General features: G+C 44.5%; 14 protein-coding genes. 13 read left to right on the top strand and 1 reads right to left on the bottom strand.

Annotated elements, in window-relative coordinates:
- Position 1: 1 nt before the first annotated feature.
- Genes ftsI through B4033_RS06600 form a run of 5 tightly spaced genes read left to right on the top strand, consistent with a single transcriptional unit; the run spans position 2 to position 6730 of the window.
- Positions 2–1825 carry a penicillin-binding protein PBP3 gene (gene ftsI, locus B4033_RS06620; protein WP_103800498.1) on the top strand — a complete coding sequence of 608 codons (1824 nt, stop codon included), beginning with the start codon at positions 2–4 and terminating at the stop codon, positions 1823–1825.
- Between the two features lie 11 nt (positions 1826–1836).
- On the top strand, positions 1837–3333 hold the full coding sequence (locus B4033_RS06615; protein WP_286832783.1) for a UDP-N-acetylmuramoyl-L-alanyl-D-glutamate--2,6-diaminopimelate ligase: 1497 nt from the start codon (positions 1837–1839) through the stop codon (positions 3331–3333).
- A gap of 12 nt (positions 3334–3345) precedes the next feature.
- Positions 3346–4749, top strand: a complete 1404-nt coding sequence (locus B4033_RS06610; protein ID WP_286832782.1) for a UDP-N-acetylmuramoyl-tripeptide--D-alanyl-D-alanine ligase — start codon at positions 3346–3348, stop codon at positions 4747–4749.
- A complete protein-coding gene (mraY, locus tag B4033_RS06605) occupies positions 4750–5868 on the top strand; it encodes a phospho-N-acetylmuramoyl-pentapeptide-transferase (RefSeq protein WP_048881757.1) in 1119 nt (372 codons plus the stop codon). It abuts the gene before it with no gap.
- A 58-nt stretch (positions 5869–5926) separates the two neighbouring features.
- Entirely contained in the window at positions 5927–6730 is an 804-nt protein-coding gene (locus B4033_RS06600) for a putative RNA methyltransferase (protein ID WP_286832780.1), read from the top strand.
- A gap of 71 nt (positions 6731–6801) precedes the next feature.
- On the opposite strand, the gene ponA is transcribed toward B4033_RS06600, so the two are convergent.
- A complete protein-coding gene (gene ponA / locus B4033_RS06595; RefSeq protein ID WP_286832778.1) occupies positions 6802–9330 on the bottom strand; it encodes a penicillin-binding protein PBP1a in 2529 nt (842 codons plus the stop codon).
- A gap of 169 nt (positions 9331–9499) precedes the next feature.
- Between ponA and B4033_RS06590 the strand changes: the two genes are divergently transcribed.
- The 8 genes from B4033_RS06590 to B4033_RS06555 all read left to right on the top strand — a co-directional run.
- A complete protein-coding gene (locus B4033_RS06590; RefSeq protein ID WP_004810013.1) occupies positions 9500–10558 on the top strand; it encodes a pilus assembly protein PilM in 1059 nt (352 codons plus the stop codon).
- Entirely contained in the window at positions 10558–11199 is a 642-nt protein-coding gene (locus B4033_RS06585; protein WP_004810012.1) for a PilN domain-containing protein, read from the top strand. The genes B4033_RS06590 and B4033_RS06585 overlap by 1 nt, the downstream gene beginning before the upstream one ends.
- Positions 11193–11912 carry a type 4a pilus biogenesis protein PilO gene (locus B4033_RS06580; RefSeq protein WP_026056744.1) on the top strand — a complete coding sequence of 240 codons (720 nt, stop codon included), beginning with the start codon at positions 11193–11195 and terminating at the stop codon, positions 11910–11912. The genes B4033_RS06585 and B4033_RS06580 overlap by 7 nt, the downstream gene beginning before the upstream one ends.
- Positions 11912–12439 carry a pilus assembly protein PilP gene (locus B4033_RS06575; protein WP_004810006.1) on the top strand — a complete coding sequence of 176 codons (528 nt, stop codon included), beginning with the start codon at positions 11912–11914 and terminating at the stop codon, positions 12437–12439. Before B4033_RS06580 ends, B4033_RS06575 begins: the two co-directional genes overlap by 1 nt.
- Positions 12440–12500: 61 nt before the next feature.
- A complete protein-coding gene (pilQ, locus tag B4033_RS06570) occupies positions 12501–14633 on the top strand; it encodes a type IV pilus secretin PilQ family protein (protein ID WP_286832777.1) in 2133 nt (710 codons plus the stop codon).
- Positions 14634–14669: 36 nt separating this feature from the next.
- Entirely contained in the window at positions 14670–15206 is a 537-nt protein-coding gene (aroK, locus tag B4033_RS06565; RefSeq protein WP_312323390.1) for a shikimate kinase AroK, read from the top strand.
- A 27-nt stretch (positions 15207–15233) separates the two neighbouring features.
- Positions 15234–16313: a 3-dehydroquinate synthase gene (gene aroB / locus B4033_RS06560; RefSeq protein ID WP_286832775.1), complete on the top strand. Its 1080-nt coding sequence runs from the start codon at positions 15234–15236 to the stop codon at positions 16311–16313.
- Between the two features lie 13 nt (positions 16314–16326).
- On the top strand, positions 16327–16941 hold a 615-nt coding region (locus B4033_RS06555), incomplete at its 3' end, for a hypothetical protein (protein ID WP_286832774.1).

Below are 16941 nucleotides of genomic sequence, written 5' to 3'. Positions count from 1 at the left end.
CATGGTAGACAAGAAAACCAAGCAAGTGGCACGTAAAAAACAGTCCGTGACGACAAAAAATGCTTTAAGCGTTGATATTAGCCGTTTTTATATTATGTGGGCCGTGGTACTGCTGTGCTTTCTGGCTTTGATCGGGCGCGCTTTCTATGTACAGGTGATTAATAAAGAATTCCTGCAGAACAAGGCCAATGCCAAGATTTTAAGAACCGACAAAATTAAAGCCATGCGTGGTGTAATTTATGACCGTAATGGCGTGCCACTGGCGATCAGTACTCCAATTATGCGGATAGTGATTGATCCACGTGATTATTTTGATAATAAAAAACTCTATGATGAAACGATTCAGGCTTTGGAAAAGGATCCGAATAACCGCAAGCTGAAACGTCAGTTACCAGATAAAAACCTGAACCTGGATGAACTGGCTGATGCGGTGGGTATGGATCGTGCCGACCTGCGCCAGAAGATGGAAGCGCGTCCACGTTCCCGTTATCTGATTCTGAAAAAAGAAGTTCCGCCTCAACAGGCTGAGCTGATTATGAAGCGTAATTTCCAGGGTGTATACACCGAGAAAAACTATAAGCGTTACTATCCGCAGCCACAACCGAACTCCCAGATTATTGGCTTGACCAACAGTGAGAGTGTGGGCATCGAAGGCCTGGAAATGCAGCTGAATACCCGTCTGTCAGGTGTAGACGGCGAGCAGCAGATAGTACGTGATAAGAAGGGCAACCGCGTTAAAGACCCTGAAATTATTAAAGAAGTTGAAGCAGGAGAAAACATCACGCTTAGCATCGATTCACGCTTGCAGTACATTATGTATCGCGAATTGACTGCAGCAGGTGTTGCAAATAATGCCCGTTCTGCAACCGCAATCGCGGTGGATGTGAAGACTGGTGAAATTCTGGCGATGACTTCATGGCCAGCTTATAACCCGAATGATAAAAACGGATTATTGAACAAAGATGCGATGCGTAACCGCGGTGCGGTCGACTCTTTCGAGCCGGGTTCAACCATGAAGCCGCTGACTGTAGCGATGGCGCTGGAAAGTGGTAAATACACAGCCAATTCAGTGGTGAATACGACCCCGGGGAGTATGCGGGTCGGGAATCACACAATCCGGGATACCCACAATTATGGGCAATTAACCTTGGGTGGTATTATCCAGAAATCCTCTAACGTTGGTGTCGCCAAACTGGCGTTATCACTGCCTTATGAAACCTTGCCGACTTTCTATAAACGCCTTGGTTTTGGTCAGCGTTCTGCCGTGAAATTCCCGGGTGAAAGTGCCGGTCTGATTCTGCCACCTAGTAAATGGAACGTGTCTGAAGTGGCGACTATGTCTTATGGTTATGGTCTGAATGCGACGGTGCTACAACTGGCTGATGCCTATGCCATGCTGGCTAACAAGGGCGTAAAAGTCCCGCTAAGCCTGTACAAGTTAGAAGAACAGCCGAAAGGCGAGCAGATGATTGATCCGAAAATTGCAGACCAGGTTCTGCTGATGATGGAAACTGCAACCTTGCCAGGGGGTACCGCTACTCGTGCGACAGTGCCAGGTTATCGGGTTGCAGGTAAAACAGGGACTGCGCATAAATTGCGTGCTGACCGTAAAGGTTATTCGACCAATGAATACCGTGCTTTATTTGCCGGCGTGGCACCAGTCAGTGACCCACGGATCGCTATGGTGGTGGTGGTAGAAAACCCACAAGGCACCTACTATGGTGGTACGGTATCTGCGCCGGTCTTTGCGCGTGTAATGCAAGAGTCTTTACGCTTGCTGAATGTCCCATTGGACAAACCTTTAGAATCTCCCCAAGTCCAGTAAACAGGTGATCAATGTCGATAACATTTCAAGATCTCTACGCCGTTCAAGATAGTGCTGAATGGATGCGACAATCCTTTCAGGGCTTTGAGCTGGACAGCCGCAAAGTTAAACTGGGGCAAATTTTTATTGCCCTGACTAGCTTGTCTCAACCTGAAAAAACTGCAGAATATGCCAAAAAAGCCCTGTCATTGGGTGCACTGGCCGTGATTTCAGAACAAGATCTGGGCATTGCTCCAGCTTTAGTAGTACCCAATGTCCGTCACCTGATGGGCGAATGGCAGAAGCGCTATCTGCAAGCGATTCAGCCAGTCAATGCTGCCCGTATTCTGGCCGTGACCGGTACCAATGGTAAAACCACGATTTCCCGTCTGGTTGCTGAGTTGCTGATGCTGCAAACTAAAGCCTGTGCAGTTATGGGGACTACAGGGAATGGTATTTTGCCGAATCTGGAAGCCTCTTCTCATACCACACTTGATGCCCTGCAATTGCAAAATGCCTTGCATGCCTATGCACAGGCAGGTGCGGAGTTTGCTTCAATTGAAGCGAGCTCGCATGGTCTGGAGCAGGGCCGTCTGAATGGTTGTGCGATTGAAATTGCGGCTTATAGCAATTTAAGTCGAGATCATCTGGATTATCACGGTACGCTGGAAGCTTATGCAGAAGCAAAATCGCGTTTATTTAGCTTTGAATCTCTGAAAGTGGCAGTCATCAATATTGATGACGCACATGCAGAGGTGATGCTGAATGCTGCAAGAGCCAATCCAAACCAACCGAAAATTCTAACTTATTCTTTGTCACAAGTAGCTGATTATCAGGTACAGGATATTCAATATAGGATTTCTGGTGCAGAATTTAAACTGATCACTGCGCAGGGTACATTCACCGTACACAGTCCACTCTTGGGTCATTTCAATATTGAAAACCTGGTGGCGAGTCTGGTTGTTGCAGAACAGGCTGGTTTTGATTTAGCAAATTTGATTGAGACTGTGCCTAATCTAAAAGGCGCACCGGGTCGTATGCAGGTACTGCGTGATGGTGAGCGCTTGTTTGTAGTGGATTATGCCCATACGCCAGATGCTTTGACGCAGGTATTGGTGACTTTAAAACGCCATGTCAATAACAAGCTCTGGGCGGTATTTGGCTGTGGTGGTGACCGTGATCGTGGTAAACGTCCATTGATGACACAAGCGGCTCTCAATGGTTCGGATATTGCGATTTTAACCTCTGACAATCCGCGTACTGAAAACCCGGAACAGATTTTTGCGGATATGAAGCAAGGGATCGATTTCGTTGGTAAAACTTATCAGGAAATTCATGACCGCCGTGAAGCGATCAAGTTTGTAGTGAAACATGCGCAAGCGGGTGATATTGTAGTCATTGCAGGCAAAGGGCATGAAAATTATCAGGAAATCGATGGCGTTCGCCATTGGTTTGATGATGTTGTCGAAGTACAGGCGGCCATTGATGCGCAGCACTGTAACTCTGATTCAGCATATCCAGCGCAGTAATAGGACGAATTTATGCATACTTCAACTACCAGTACTGTGCCTTTGGTACCTTGGACTGCAGCACAATTACAACAGGCGACTCAGGGTTACTGGCTGAATGACAAGCAGCCTGAAGGCGAAATTAAACGTATCCTGATGGATTCTCGTGATGCAGAAGCCGGTGATGCTTTTCTGGCTTTGAAAGGTGAACGCTTTGATGCACACGATTTCGTAGCGCAAGTTGCGGCAAACGGTTGCCAGATTGCCATTGTCGATCATCCGGTTGATGCTGAAATTTGCCAATTGGTTGTGGACGATACCCGTCAGGCGCTGGGTCGTCTAGGGGCTTTCCGCCGTCAGCAAAATCCACAACTCAAAGTCATTGCCCTAACTGGCAGTAGCGGTAAAACCACTACCAAGGAAATGCTGGGTAGTATCTTGTCTCGTCTGGCACCAACTTTGGTGACGCGCGGTAACCTGAATAATGATCTCGGTGTGCCTGTGATGTTGCTGGAGCTGCGCCCAGAGCATCAATATGCAGTGATGGAACTGGGGGCCAGCCATCAGGGTGAAATTGACTATACTGCTGGTCTGGTACAGCCGCACGTGGCCGGTATTATTAACATCGGGACTGCACATCTGGGTGAGTTCGGTGGTCGTGATGGGATTTGCCGTGCCAAGTCAGAAATTTATTCGCATATTTCTGAAACCTCTATTATCCCTGCAGCGGATGATTATGCCGAGCAGATTCGAGCTGCTGTAAAAACCGAAAAGACCTTAAGTTTTGGTCAGGGTGGAGAGGTCTGCGCAACTGAAGTGGAATTACATCCGCAGTCTGCAAGCTTTATCTTGAATACATCTCAAGGCAATAAGAAAGTGAACCTGCCATTTGCTGGTGAGCATAATGTGCAGAATGCAACTGCTGCTGCGGCCTTGTCTTTAGCCCTTGGTATCAGCCTGGATGATATTGTGGCTGGCCTGGAAGAGGCAGTAGGTGCCAAAGGTCGTCTGAACTTCATCAAGCACAAAGAATTTGTGTTTATTGATGATACCTATAATGCCAACCCAAACTCGATGCGTGCTGCCGCTGACGTTTTAGCACAGCAGGAAGGTATCCGTGTCATGGTGATGGGTGATATTGGTGAGTTAGGTGCATCAGCTGCAATTGAGCATTATAAGCTGGGTCGCGATCTGGTTTCGGTAAAAGACCTGAACTTTGTGGTGGCAGTCGGTGAATTTGCACCTGCCGCACAAGAAGGTGCGCGTAGTACACAATATGGTAAGAAAATGCAGGCTTTCCTGAATCAGGAGCAGGCATTACCGTTTTTAATTCGTTTGATTGAAACACATCAACCTCAGCCGATGTCATTCCTGTTTAAGGGGTCGCGTTTTACCCATATGGAAACATTGATGGCTGCATTGATGGAGAAACTCTAAATGCTGTTATGGCTATTTGAACAACTAGCGGGCTATGACAGCACGTTTCAGGTGGTTCGTTATTTAACATTACGTGCTTTGCTCAGTGTCTTGACGGCATTGACCATTGGTTTGGTGCTGGGTCCTGTGATGATTCGCAAGTTACAGGCATTGAAATATGGTCAGGCAGTCAGTTCATTTGCACCGGAAAACCATGCCAAAAAAATGGGTACACCCACCATGGGTGGTGTGCTGATTCTACTCTCAATTGGTATTTCGACCTTACTCTGGGCAGATTTATCGAATCCATACGTGTGGATTGTACTTGCAGTGATGGTGATTTTTGGTGCCGTTGGTTGGGCAGATGACTGGATCAAGATCCGTTATAAGGATAATGCCGGTTTGCCTGCACGCAAGAAGTTTTTCTGGACCTCTGTAGGTTCAATTGGTGCCGGTATTGCGCTTTATGTGATTGCACAGCAACAACCGAATCCGGTCGTGACAGCCAACATGCTGGATGTGCTGATTCCATTCTTTAAGGATCACACGATTCCACTCTCAATGATTCCACTCGGTATTGGTTTTATTATCTTTACCTATTTCGTGATTAATGGCGCATCGAATGCTGTTAACCTGACGGATGGTCTGGATGGTCTGGCGATTATGCCGATCGTACTGGTGGCTGCTGGTCTAGGTGTTTTTGCTTATCTTGCCGGTGATGTACGTTTTGCGAACTACCTGCATATTCCATATGTAAAATATTCATCTGAGCTGGTGGTGATCTGTGCCGCGATGATTGGTGCGGGTCTGGCATTCCTGTGGTACAACGCCCATCCTGCACAAGTGTTTATGGGTGATGTTGGTGCCTTGTCGCTGGGTGCGATGCTGGGGACGATTGCGGTGATGGTACGTCAGGAAATCGTATTTGCGATTATGGCCGGTGTGTTTCTGGTAGAGGCGATTTCGGTTTTCCTGCAAATTGGTTCATTAAGAATGCGCAATAAACGCGTATTCCTGATGGCACCCTTGCATCATCATTATGAAAAGAAAGGCTGGCGTGAAACTCAAGTGGTGATCCGTTTCTGGATTATTACGATTATGCTGGTAGTTTTAGGTCTAATGACCTTAAAATTACGCTAAGAAATGCATTTGAAAAAGTCGGCGCATGCCGGCTTTTTTGTTTTGGAGAAACTATAAAATGAACCTACTCATGTGTCCAGTATGTCGTGAGCAGTTACGTCTAAATGAAGGGACCTGGCGCTGTGACAATCAGCATAGCTATGATGTAGCAAAGCAAGGCTATGTGAATCTGCATGTGGTTCAGCATAAACACAGTAAAAATCCGGGTGATACACCTGAATCAGTACAGGCACGCCGTGCATTTTTAAGTGCAGGTCACTATGCTCCGTTGCAACAAGCAGTGGTACAAAAGATTCGTGAACTGCGTATTGAAAATCTGCTGGATATTGGCTGTGGAGAAGGGTATTACACTGATGCCATGCAACAGGAAGTACTGCAGTGTATAGGCGTGGATATTGCCAAAAATGCGATTCAGGTAGCAGCGAAGCTGAATAAAGAGATTACTTGGGTAGTAGGTACAGGCGCAACTTTGCCTGTATTAGATGAATCAATAGATCTATGTGCCAGCCTGTTTAGCCCGATTCCGAAACAGGAAATTCTGCGTGTACTCAAGCCGAAATCTTATTTAATGGTTGTGACTCCTGCACCACAGCATTTGTATGCCATGCGAGAAGCACTATTTGAAGAAGTGAAACCACACGAGCCACAAAAGTTTGTCGGGCAGTTGCAAGATGCATTTGATTTGGTGAGTGAACAGATTGTTGAAGCGCCTATGAGTTTGCCACAAGCAGACTTGAAAAACCTGATTGCGATGACGCCATATGCCTATAAGGTTAAGCCGGAACGCCGTCTGGCACTTGAACAGCAAGAACAATTTGAATTAATGGCACAATACCAGATTTATCTTTTTCAAAAGAAATAATACTGATTATTATCTAAACAATAAAAAGCCCTCAATTGAGGGCTTTTTATTTGACTGCTTAATCGGGGAAGTTACTGAACCTGTTCAATCAGACTATCAAGAGAATCCGTTTTCTTTGGCTGTAATGGTTGTTCCTGCGTTGCTGGTGTTTCACCAGGTACAGTCAATTCTTCACCCGGTAGATCTTCAAAATCATTTTGCTCACGTCTAGGTATAACGACTGGGGCTGGACGATACAGTGGAGTGGCCATTGGTGGAGAAGAGTGGTCTTCCTGTACTTCTTCTAAATCCTGATTGATGACTTTAGTACGATTAACTGGGGCTTTGGCTTTACGATCCAGACGCACCCAAGATTCTGGTGTACCTTTTAGCGCATTGGCCATAAAGTCGGTCCAGATTGGCAGGGCAGCTACACCGCCATACTCACGGCGACCTAAAGTTGTTGGCTGGTCAAAGCCGACCCAGGCTACTGTTACCAGCTTACTATTAAAGCCGGCAAACCAGGCATCCTTGGCATCGTTAGTGGTACCTGTCTTACCTCCCAGGTCACTACGCCCAATGCGTAAAGCTGCACGGCCAGTACCGTGCTGGATTACATCACGTAAAATATTAGCCATTTCGTAGGCAGAGCTGGATTTAAGAATACGCTGTGCCTGACGGTAATTGCTATGTTCAGCCGAAACTTTCGGTGCTACTGCTTTGGTTTCCAGTGAGCGGTTATTCATTTCGATCACTTCATCATCTGGCGTCACCACGTCAGCAGATGCAATCGTTTGTTCTTCCTGATTAATACAGGAAATGCAGGCATATTCAGGTTTTGCTTCAAAAATCGTCTTACCATAAGCATCTTCAATACGGCTGATGAAATGCGGCTGGATACGGTAACCGCCATTGGCGAAGGTGGCATAACCGGTTGCCATCTGAATAGGTAGTACTTGCGGCGTACCAAGGGCAATGGTGTAGTTGCGTGGAATCTGTTTGTCTTCCAGACCAAAATCCATCAATAATTGTCGGGTGCGCTCAATCCCCACCGTTTGTAGCAGGCGCACAGAAACGGTATTACGTGAAAGGTATAAGGCACGACGTAAAGGAATCATGCCCAGATAACGACCATCTGAGTTTCGGGGAGTCCATTTACCAATCGTAATCGGCGCATCATTGACCATGGTATGCGGACTCATGCCGCGTTCCAATGCCAGTGCATAAACAAAAGGCTTGATGGTCGAACCTGGCTGACGCCAGCCTTGAATGGCACGGTTAAAAGTCGATTGATAAAAATTATAGCCACCCACTACTGCTTCAATGGCACCATTATTTGGATTGATGGCAATCAGCTGACCTTGAACTTTAGGAATCTGTACCAGTGCCCAGGAAGTTTTTTGTGCATTAGGACGTAAACGGACAATATCTTTCAGTTTAACAATATCCGCCGCACGCTTGGGTGCAGCGCCAACACTATTGGCGTTTCGGTAACGGCGCGCCCATGACATTCCTGACCAGGGAACGGTGACGGTGGTTCCATCCTGCATTAAGGCTTCAAAACTATTTGGATTGATTTTAGTGACTTGAGCAGGGTAGGTATTGGCAAAAGGCTGGAATTTTTTTAAGGGTTGATCATTTGCTTCAGCACCGCGCCAGCCATGACGCCGGTCATAGGCTTCAAGGCCTTCTTGTACCGATTGCTCAGCATACGCCTGACGTTGACTATTAATCGTGGTATAGACTTTATAGCCAGAATCGATGGCCTGTGCACCAAAATTCTGGATCAGTTCAGAACGAACCATCTCTCCGACATAGGGAAACTTATTGCGAGTGCTACGATCCGGCATATCCAGATTGATTGGTTCCGCAATCGCTTGCTGATACTGTGTCTGATTCAGATAACCAAGCTGCAGCATACGTCCCAGAATCCAGTTGCGACGTTCAAGTGCACGTTTAGGATTGGCGACCGGATTGTACTTGGAAGGGGCTTTCGGCAAACCGGCAATCATTGTCATCTGGGCAAGAGAAAGTTCTTCCAGGCTTTTGTTGTAATAGATTTTAGCCGCTGCTGCGATGCCATAAGCATTTTTACCCAAGAAAATCTTATTCACATAGAGGGTTAAAATTTCTTCTTTAGTCAGGTTTTGCTCGATTTTACGTGCCAGGAAAATTTCAGTCAGTTTGCGCTTCAGTGTTCGTTCTGGACTGAGATAATAGTTTTTTGCCACCTGCATAGTGATGGTCGAACCACCGGTCTGTACATCGGAACCCGTGACGCTTTCACTTAATGCCCGGCCCAAGCCTTTAAAACTGATGCCACTATGTTCGAAAAAGCTGGAATCTTCTGCAGCGAGGAAAGCATGAATAAATTCTGGTGGAATCTGATCATATTCTACAGGCACAGAAAGTTTGCCGCCATATTCTGCAATCAACTCTTGATCGGAACTAAATACTTGTAAAGGCTTAAGTAAAGGTGCCTTTTTAAGGATAGACATTTCAGGCAAAGATGGAGCAATATAAAGGTACATGCCATAAAAGCCCATCGGAATTGAGATCATAATTATGATAATGATCAAAAAAAATGGATGAACAAGGCCTGAACTGGATAGCTTTTTCATAACAAGTAAGTTTTAATAAGAGCTAATGGCAAACTAAGTGAGCGGTCAGTATATCCTTTAGATATACATAATGTTAGATGACTTATTGTATCTAGATAAAATTATTAGACCGATTATACCTAGTAGGCTACTTTATTTTTGGGGATAAAAAAATAATAGGAATGATATTGTGCGCAGGTTATATCGTAAGCCAAACAAGGGGTTAATAGGCGTCGACATCAGCTCGACTTCTGTTAAAGTTTTGGAACTCTCTATGAAAAGCGGACGGTACTGGGTAGAAAGCTATGCTTTGGTCCCATTACCAGAAGGTAGTGTTGTTGAAAAAAACATCTTAAATCCAGAAGCCGTCGGTGATGCTTTGGCTCGTGCTATTAACTTGGCCAATACCCAATCTAACCAGGCTGCATTTGCGATTCCTACGTCTATGGCGATCACCAAAACGATCGAAATGGATGCAGATATGACAAGTGATGAACGCGAAGTTCAAATTCGTGAAGATGCCGAACAATACATTCCATTCCCACTCGATGAAGCCAGCATTGACTTTGAAGTCTTGCCTGATCGATTGTCTAATCCAAATCGTGTCAATGTTCTGTTGGTCGCAACCCGTATTGAAAATGTCGAAGCCCGGTCTGAAGTACTGCAAATCGCGGGGATCACACCCAAGATTGCAGATGTAGAAAGCTTTGCATTGGAAAATGCTTTCAGGGTGTTTGCCGATACTTTACCAATGGGCGTAAATACTGTCGGTATTCTGGATATTGGTCATAGCATGACAACTCTATCAGTCATGCGGAACAACAAGATTATTTATACCCGTGAGCAGGTGTTTGGGGGCAAGCAGCTGACTCAGGAAATCCAGAATCGTTATGGTCTGTCTTTTGAAGAAGCGGGACGCGCCAAGAAAACACGTGCATTGCCAGATGACTATGATATTGAAGTCTTGGAGCCATTCTTGGATGCTGTGGTGCAACAGGCAGCTCGTTCATTGCAGTTTTTCTTCTCATCTTCTCAGTTTAATGAAATTGACCATATCCTGTTGGCAGGAGGGAATGCCAATATTCCGGGTCTGGCAAAATTATTACAGCAAAAGCTTGGTTACCGTGTCACGATCGCGAATCCATTTTTACAAATGGGCTTTTCTCCTCAAATTGATATTAAAAAAATTGAAAATGACGCGTCCTCACTCATGGTTGCATGTGGTTTGGCATTGAGGAGTTTTGATTAATGGCAAAAATTAACTTACTTCCTTGGCGTGATGAACTCAGGATAAAAAGAAATAACGAATTTGTCGCATATTGCGTCGGGGCCTTGTTGCTAGGGGTAACAGCAGCTGGAGGAAGCTGGTTCTACTATGATCAAAAATTACAGGATCAAGAACAAGCCAACCAACTCATCATCAGTACCAATCAGAATCTGGATGTACAGCTAAAATCTCTGGAAGGTTTACAGGAACAGCGTAATGCGATTGTGGAACGCATGAAACTGATTCAAGGTTTACAAACCCAGCGTCCAATTGCCGTACATCTTATTGACGAGATTGTACGTGTAACCCCAAGTGATATGTATATCACCAAGTTTGACCGTGTCGGTGATAAGTTCACCATTGAAGGTAAAGCAGCAAGTCCAAATACGGTTGCAGAATTATTGCGTAATCTCGAAGCTTCTACCTGGTACCGTAATGCTTTCATGAATGCATTCCTAGTGGCGGAAGAGAACAAGGACAAGGCGCCAAGCTCTGTTATTCCACGTGTTGAAGAATCTTATGGCACATTTACAGTGACAGTGGATCTGGACCAGATTGCTCAACCGGTGCTTTCAGAACAACAGCCGCAAGCAGCTGCAGCAGCAGGAGGGGCGACATCATGAGCGAACAATTTGATGAATTAGGTCAGGAAGCTGTTGTTGTACCAAAAAATAAAATGACGGTAGAAAAGTTTTTTCAGCAATTTAATACCCTCGATCCAAATAACTATGGTAGCTGGCCACTGGCTGTAAAGATTACCTGCTGGGTATTTATTGTTTTCCTGGTTTTGATGCTGGCTTATTTCGGTCTGATTCGAGGCAAGATTGAATCAATTACTCAGGCCAATGCACAAGAACAGAATCTGTTAAATGAATTTCGTGAGAAAGATTCCAAACTGCGTAATTTGCAACAATACCAACAGCAACTTCAGGATATGGAAGCAAGCTTTAACCAGCAGCTTGAACAGTTACCAAAGGAAACTGAAATCCCAGGCCTGGTTGAAGATATTAATTTGAGTGGTGTCAATGCCGGACTGAAGTTTAAGAATATCCGTCTTGAACCTGAAGTAAAGCAAGAGTTCTTTATTGAACAGCCAATTTCTATTGAAGCAACGGGTGATTATCATGCCTTTGGTTCATTTGTCAGCGGTATTGCAGGATTGTCTCGTATCGTGACGCTACACGATTTTACGATTACGGGTACTGAAAATAAAGAGAAGAAAACAGATATCCCGGTTGTAGATTATACCTTGAAGGCAAAAACCTATCGTTATGTCGGTAGTGCGAACTCAGCATCGGCAGATACAACAGCTGCGAATAGTCAGGGGGCACAGTAATGAAGATGATCAAAATTGCTTCAGCACTTACTGCCGGATTAATCCTGGCAGGTTGTGAATCACGTATTGATGTGGTCAATCAGGAAATGGCCAATATCCGCAATCAACCCGCATTGCCCATTGAGCCAGCACCCGATTTTGCTCCGGTTGAAACTTTTAGTTATGCAGCACATCAGCTAAAAAGTCCTTTCTTGCCAAGTTCATTGGCAGCAGAACTGAAGATTATGGCAGGGAAACGGGTTTATCCAAACCTATCACGTCAATTGCAACCTTTAGAAAGTTATCCGCTTGAAACTTTGACCATGAAAGGAAGTCTCAAAAACCAGGCTGGACAGATTATGGCTTTAATTAATACGCCAGATGGGGAAATTGAACGTGTACAGCGTGGCAGTTATATGGGACTTAATCATGGTCGGGTGATCCATATCACACCGACACAAATTGATCTGATCGAGATTATTCCAGATGGACGCGATGGCTATGTGGAACGCCCTCGCAGTATGGTCCTGATTGGGCCTGCGCCATAAGTTAAAGGGAATAACAATGAATAAAAGTTTTAAAGAATTTATTTTTGGGGATGCTAATACAATGAATCATGTGTTTCGTCAGTTTTCAATGGGGGCAGTTGCCATTGCTGTTATGCAGGCGGCAAGTGCACAGGTTTCGATGACCAATGTGGTACCAATGCAGATTCCAGGACAAGGTACTGAAATTCGCGTGATGTTTAATGGCTTGCCGCCTCAACCACAAGCTTATCAATTAGAATCACCATCACGTCTGATTCTGGATTTTGATAAAGCACAGCAGAATTTAAAACAAAGCAGTATTGCTGTTGCAACGAAAGAAGCAAGTTCTGTAGATGTGACTTCAGATGCCCAGCGTGCACGTTTAACTGTGAATCTGGCTGATGCGGGTGCATTTACCACGCGTGTTGAAGGCAATACCTTTATTCTAAAAATCAATTCAACCAATCCAGTTATCCCTGTACAGCCAGTCGTACAACAAAATACTCAAGGCATTACCAATATTGGGTTCCAGCGCGGGGCGAAAGGTGAAGGTCAGGTCGTGATCGATCTGGCGAGTGGTAATACACCGGTTGATGTACAACAGCAAGGCACTAAAGTTATTGTACGGGCATTAGGCTCCAAGATCCCGGCACATTTAACCCGTCGTCTGAATGTGAATGATTTTGCTACACCTGTTTCGACAGTAGATGCGGTCAACCAGAATGGCTCTGGAGTGATTACCATTCAAACTTCAGACAGCTATGAATACATGGCTTATCAAACCGATAATAAACTGACAATTAGTTTAAAACGCCCAGAAGAGAAAAATCCATTACGTCCAAAAGCTGTTCAACATTATACAGGTAAGAAAATTTCTTTAGATTTTCAGGATATTGAAGTACGCCGAGTATTACAGCTGCTAGCAGATTTTACTGACATTAATATGGTTGCAGCAGACAGCGTACAAGGCAATATTACTTTGCGTCTTAAGGAAGTGCCTTGGGATCAGGCTTTAGATATTGTTTTAAAGACCAAGAACTTGGACAAACGTCGTAATGGTAATGTAATCTGGATAGCGCCTGTATCTGAGCTCATTAAAGCTGAAGAAGAAGAAGCCAAAGCACTTGCACAAAGTGTAAAGCTTGCTCCTATTCAGACAGAGTATATGCAACTCAGTTATGCCAAAGCAGCGGATATTGAAAAACTGATTACACAAAATAAATCAGCGCAAAATTCTAATAATTCATCAAATAATTCTACAAACAGCTCAAATGATGATAAAGAAAGTTTATTAAGTCAGCGAGGTTCAGTGTCAATTGATGCTCGCACCAATACATTGATTGTCAACGACACACAGCCTTTTATCGATAAAATCCGTAATATGGTTGACCTGCTGGATGTGCAAGTAAAGCAGGTCATGGTCGAAGCACGTATTGTGCGTGCATCGACTGAATTTACCAAAGAAATGGGTGTCAAATGGGGAATTTTGTCTCAGGGTATCACTAATAATAATAACTTATTAGTGGGAGGAAGTGACACTACTCTTTGGGATCTTAGAACGCCAGAGCTTGATGATGAGCTTGGTGGATGGAAATACAATATTCAACGTCCAGATAATCTGAATGTGGACCTGGGTGTTGCCAACCCTGCTGGACGTATAGCTTTTGGTTTGATTAGTCTATCTGACTTTATGTTAGATCTGGAGCTCTCCGCTCTGCAGGCAGATGGATATGGTGAAGTGATTTCAACCCCAAAAGTATTAACAGCGGATAAACAGAAAGCAACGGTGGAATCAGGTGTAGAAGTTCCATATCAATCCACAGAAGGTAGTGGAGCAAGTGCAACGGCAACCACGGAGTTTAAGGATATAGTACTCAAACTGGATGTGACGCCAAGTATTACACCCGATGGTAAAGTACAAATGGCATTAGATATATCGAGTGATAGTATTGCTGGGGTTACACCATTGGGTGAATACTATCTAAATAAGAATCGATTGAATACTAATGTTTTGGTTGAAAATGGTGAAACTGTAGTACTTGGTGGAATTTTTGAACAAGAAAATCTTAATCAACAGACCAAAGTGCCTTTCTTAGGAGATATCCCATATTTAGGCCGTTTATTCCGTAAGGATACTAAGTCTGATAATAAGCGTGAGCTCCTGATTTTTGTTACACCTCGAATTGTTAATGACAGTGTTTCAAGAAATCATTAATATATTTTGAAATTAACAAAATGAATAGGTGACTCCTTGCCAAGCAAAGAGTTTGAATCCCTGCCAAATATCTATTTGGTAGGGCCGATGGGGGCGGGAAAGACAACAGTAGGACGGCATTTAGCAGAATTGTTAGGACGAGAATTTCTGGATAGTGATCATGAAATTGAGCGTAAAACAGGTGCAACGATTCCCTGGATCTTTGAAAAAGAGGGTGAGCAGGGCTTTCGCAGTCGTGAGACGGTTGTCATCGATGAGTTAACTTCACGACCACAGTTGGTTTTGGCCACAGGTGGTGGTGCGGTGACTCAGGCGTCTAACCGCGAATATCTGAAACAGCGAGGCATCGTTGTTTATCTCTACACTCCTGTAGAAATCCAGCTCCAGCGAACCTATCGCGACAAAAACCGTCCCTTATTACAAGTTGAGAATCCAGAACAGAAACTTAAAGATCTGCTGGCAATTCGGGATCCGCTGTATCGGGAAGTCGCACACCATATTATTGAGACCAATCAGGGCGCTGCACGCGATCTGGCACAGCGTATTCTGAATCTCATCCTTCCGAAAAAATAAGCTCAGTAAAAAAGTGGTTACCCCATCATGCAAACCTTACATGTCGAACTCGGTGAACGTCGTTACCCAATTTTTATTGGTAGCGATTTAAATCCTCAGCAGCTGTTAGAACCTTATATTCATGGTAAACAGGTGATGATTGTCAGTAATGATACGGTGGCACCACTATATCTGGAACATTATAAGACAGCCTTGGAAAAACTGGGCAAAACGGTAGCGACCTGTATTTTGCCTGATGGCGAGAAATTTAAGGATATTCAACATTTAAACCTGATTTTTGATGCATTGCTTGAAGCGGGGTTTAACCGGGATTGTACGGTATTGGCGTTGGGTGGTGGCGTGATTGGTGATATGGCTGGTTTTGCTTCAGCCTGTTTCCAGCGTGGTGTGTACTTTATTCAAGTGCCAACAACTTTGCTTTCCCAGGTGGATTCCAGTGTTGGTGGTAAAACCGGGATCAACCATTCACTTGGTAAAAACATGATTGGTGCTTTCCAGCAGCCACAAGTCGTGCTGGCGGATATGTCCCAGTTATCAACCTTGTCAGATCGTGAATTATCAGCAGGTCTTGCTGAAGTCATTAAATATGCATTACTCGGTGATGAGGACTTCCTGGTTTGGCTGGAAGCCAATATGGAAGGTCTGATTGCTCGTGATGAGCAGTTGCTGGCTGAAGCTGTTTATCGTTCCTGCGCGCATAAAGCCCGTATCGTGGCGAATGATGAAAAAGAGCAAGGTGAGCGTGCTTTACTCAACCTCGGTCATACCTTTGGTCATGCCATCGAGTCTTATCTGGGCTATGGTGAATGGCTGCATGGTGAAGCGGTAGCAACCGGTATGGTCATGGCCGCTGATTTATCACAGCGTATGGGCTGGATTTCCGAAGCAGATCTCGCGCGTACAAAAAAAATCATTTCTCGTGCCAAACTTCCGATTGTTTGCCCTAAAATTCCTCTGGATGATTTTCTGGGATATATGGCACATGACAAAAAAGTCTTAAATGGACAGTTACGTCTGGTATTGCTGGAACAATTAGGACAAGCGATTATCACCCGAGACTTTGATGTAGAATTAATGAAGCAGGCCATTTTGGCCAATCAGGCATAGGTAATTTTAGAAAATGACAGCACTCCATACGCCATGGCAAAAGATTCAGCATTATTTTTGGCTGGTGACTGCGGTAGGCTGTCTTTTTGTTGCGCTCATTTTTTGGGCCATTACAGATAAGGATCAGGTCACTCCTGTGGAGAAAAAGCCTGAAACAGAGGTCGAACTACTAATTCAACCAGAAAAAGTCGCTTCAATGACCCATCTTGGTGCATTAAATGAGGAAGTTCATCCGCTGGATATGACTACACGCACCATTGTAAATGCAAACCATGAAGCCGAGTTTCGTGGTACCAAATATGTTACTCAATTTAAAAATCAGTATGCGATTGAACTGTTTCGGGTCTCTGATGAAATCATTATTAAAAACTTCTTAAGAAAACAGATAGATCGTAGTAAATTCATATATTTACGACTGTCAGGCGAAAATATGCCTGAGCAATATGTTTTACTCTATGGTGCTTATAAATCAGCAAATCAAGCGAAGCAGGCACTGGATCATTTGAATATGGATTTGCCAAAATCAGTCAAACCAGCTGTGCAGCAAATTCAAGATTATCAACCTTATGTGAATAACTTAGGTTCTGATGAGCTGACGTCTAACCAGAAACTCTATCAAGTGCGATTA

It is taken from the genome of Acinetobacter sp. UBA3132, from assembly GCF_002364825.1.
Classification (GTDB): domain Bacteria; phylum Pseudomonadota; class Gammaproteobacteria; order Pseudomonadales; family Moraxellaceae; genus Acinetobacter; species Acinetobacter schindleri.
The sequence above is the reverse complement of the archived record's forward strand: the minus strand, read 5'-3'. Positions and strand labels throughout refer to the sequence as shown.

Excerpts from the sequence above, each read along its gene's own strand:
- ftsI (WP_103800498.1), top strand. The coding sequence starts at position 2 with ATGGTAGACAAGAAAACCAAGCAAGTGGCACGTAAAAAACAGTCCGTG.
- B4033_RS06615 (WP_286832783.1), top strand. The coding sequence starts at position 1,837 with ATGTCGATAACATTTCAAGATCTCTACGCCGTTCAAGATAGTGCTGAA.
- B4033_RS06610 (WP_286832782.1), top strand. The coding sequence starts at position 3,346 with ATGCATACTTCAACTACCAGTACTGTGCCTTTGGTACCTTGGACTGCA.
- mraY (WP_048881757.1), top strand. The coding sequence starts at position 4,750 with ATGCTGTTATGGCTATTTGAACAACTAGCGGGCTATGACAGCACGTTT.
- B4033_RS06600 (WP_286832780.1), top strand. The coding sequence starts at position 5,927 with ATGAACCTACTCATGTGTCCAGTATGTCGTGAGCAGTTACGTCTAAAT.
- ponA (WP_286832778.1), bottom strand. The coding sequence starts at position 9,330 with ATGAAAAAGCTATCCAGTTCAGGCCTTGTTCATCCATTTTTTTTGATC.
- B4033_RS06585 (WP_004810012.1), top strand. The coding sequence starts at position 10,558 with ATGGCAAAAATTAACTTACTTCCTTGGCGTGATGAACTCAGGATAAAA.
- B4033_RS06575 (WP_004810006.1), top strand. The coding sequence starts at position 11,912 with ATGAAGATGATCAAAATTGCTTCAGCACTTACTGCCGGATTAATCCTG.
- pilQ (WP_286832777.1), top strand. The coding sequence starts at position 12,501 with ATGAATCATGTGTTTCGTCAGTTTTCAATGGGGGCAGTTGCCATTGCT.
- aroB (WP_286832775.1), top strand. The coding sequence starts at position 15,234 with ATGCAAACCTTACATGTCGAACTCGGTGAACGTCGTTACCCAATTTTT.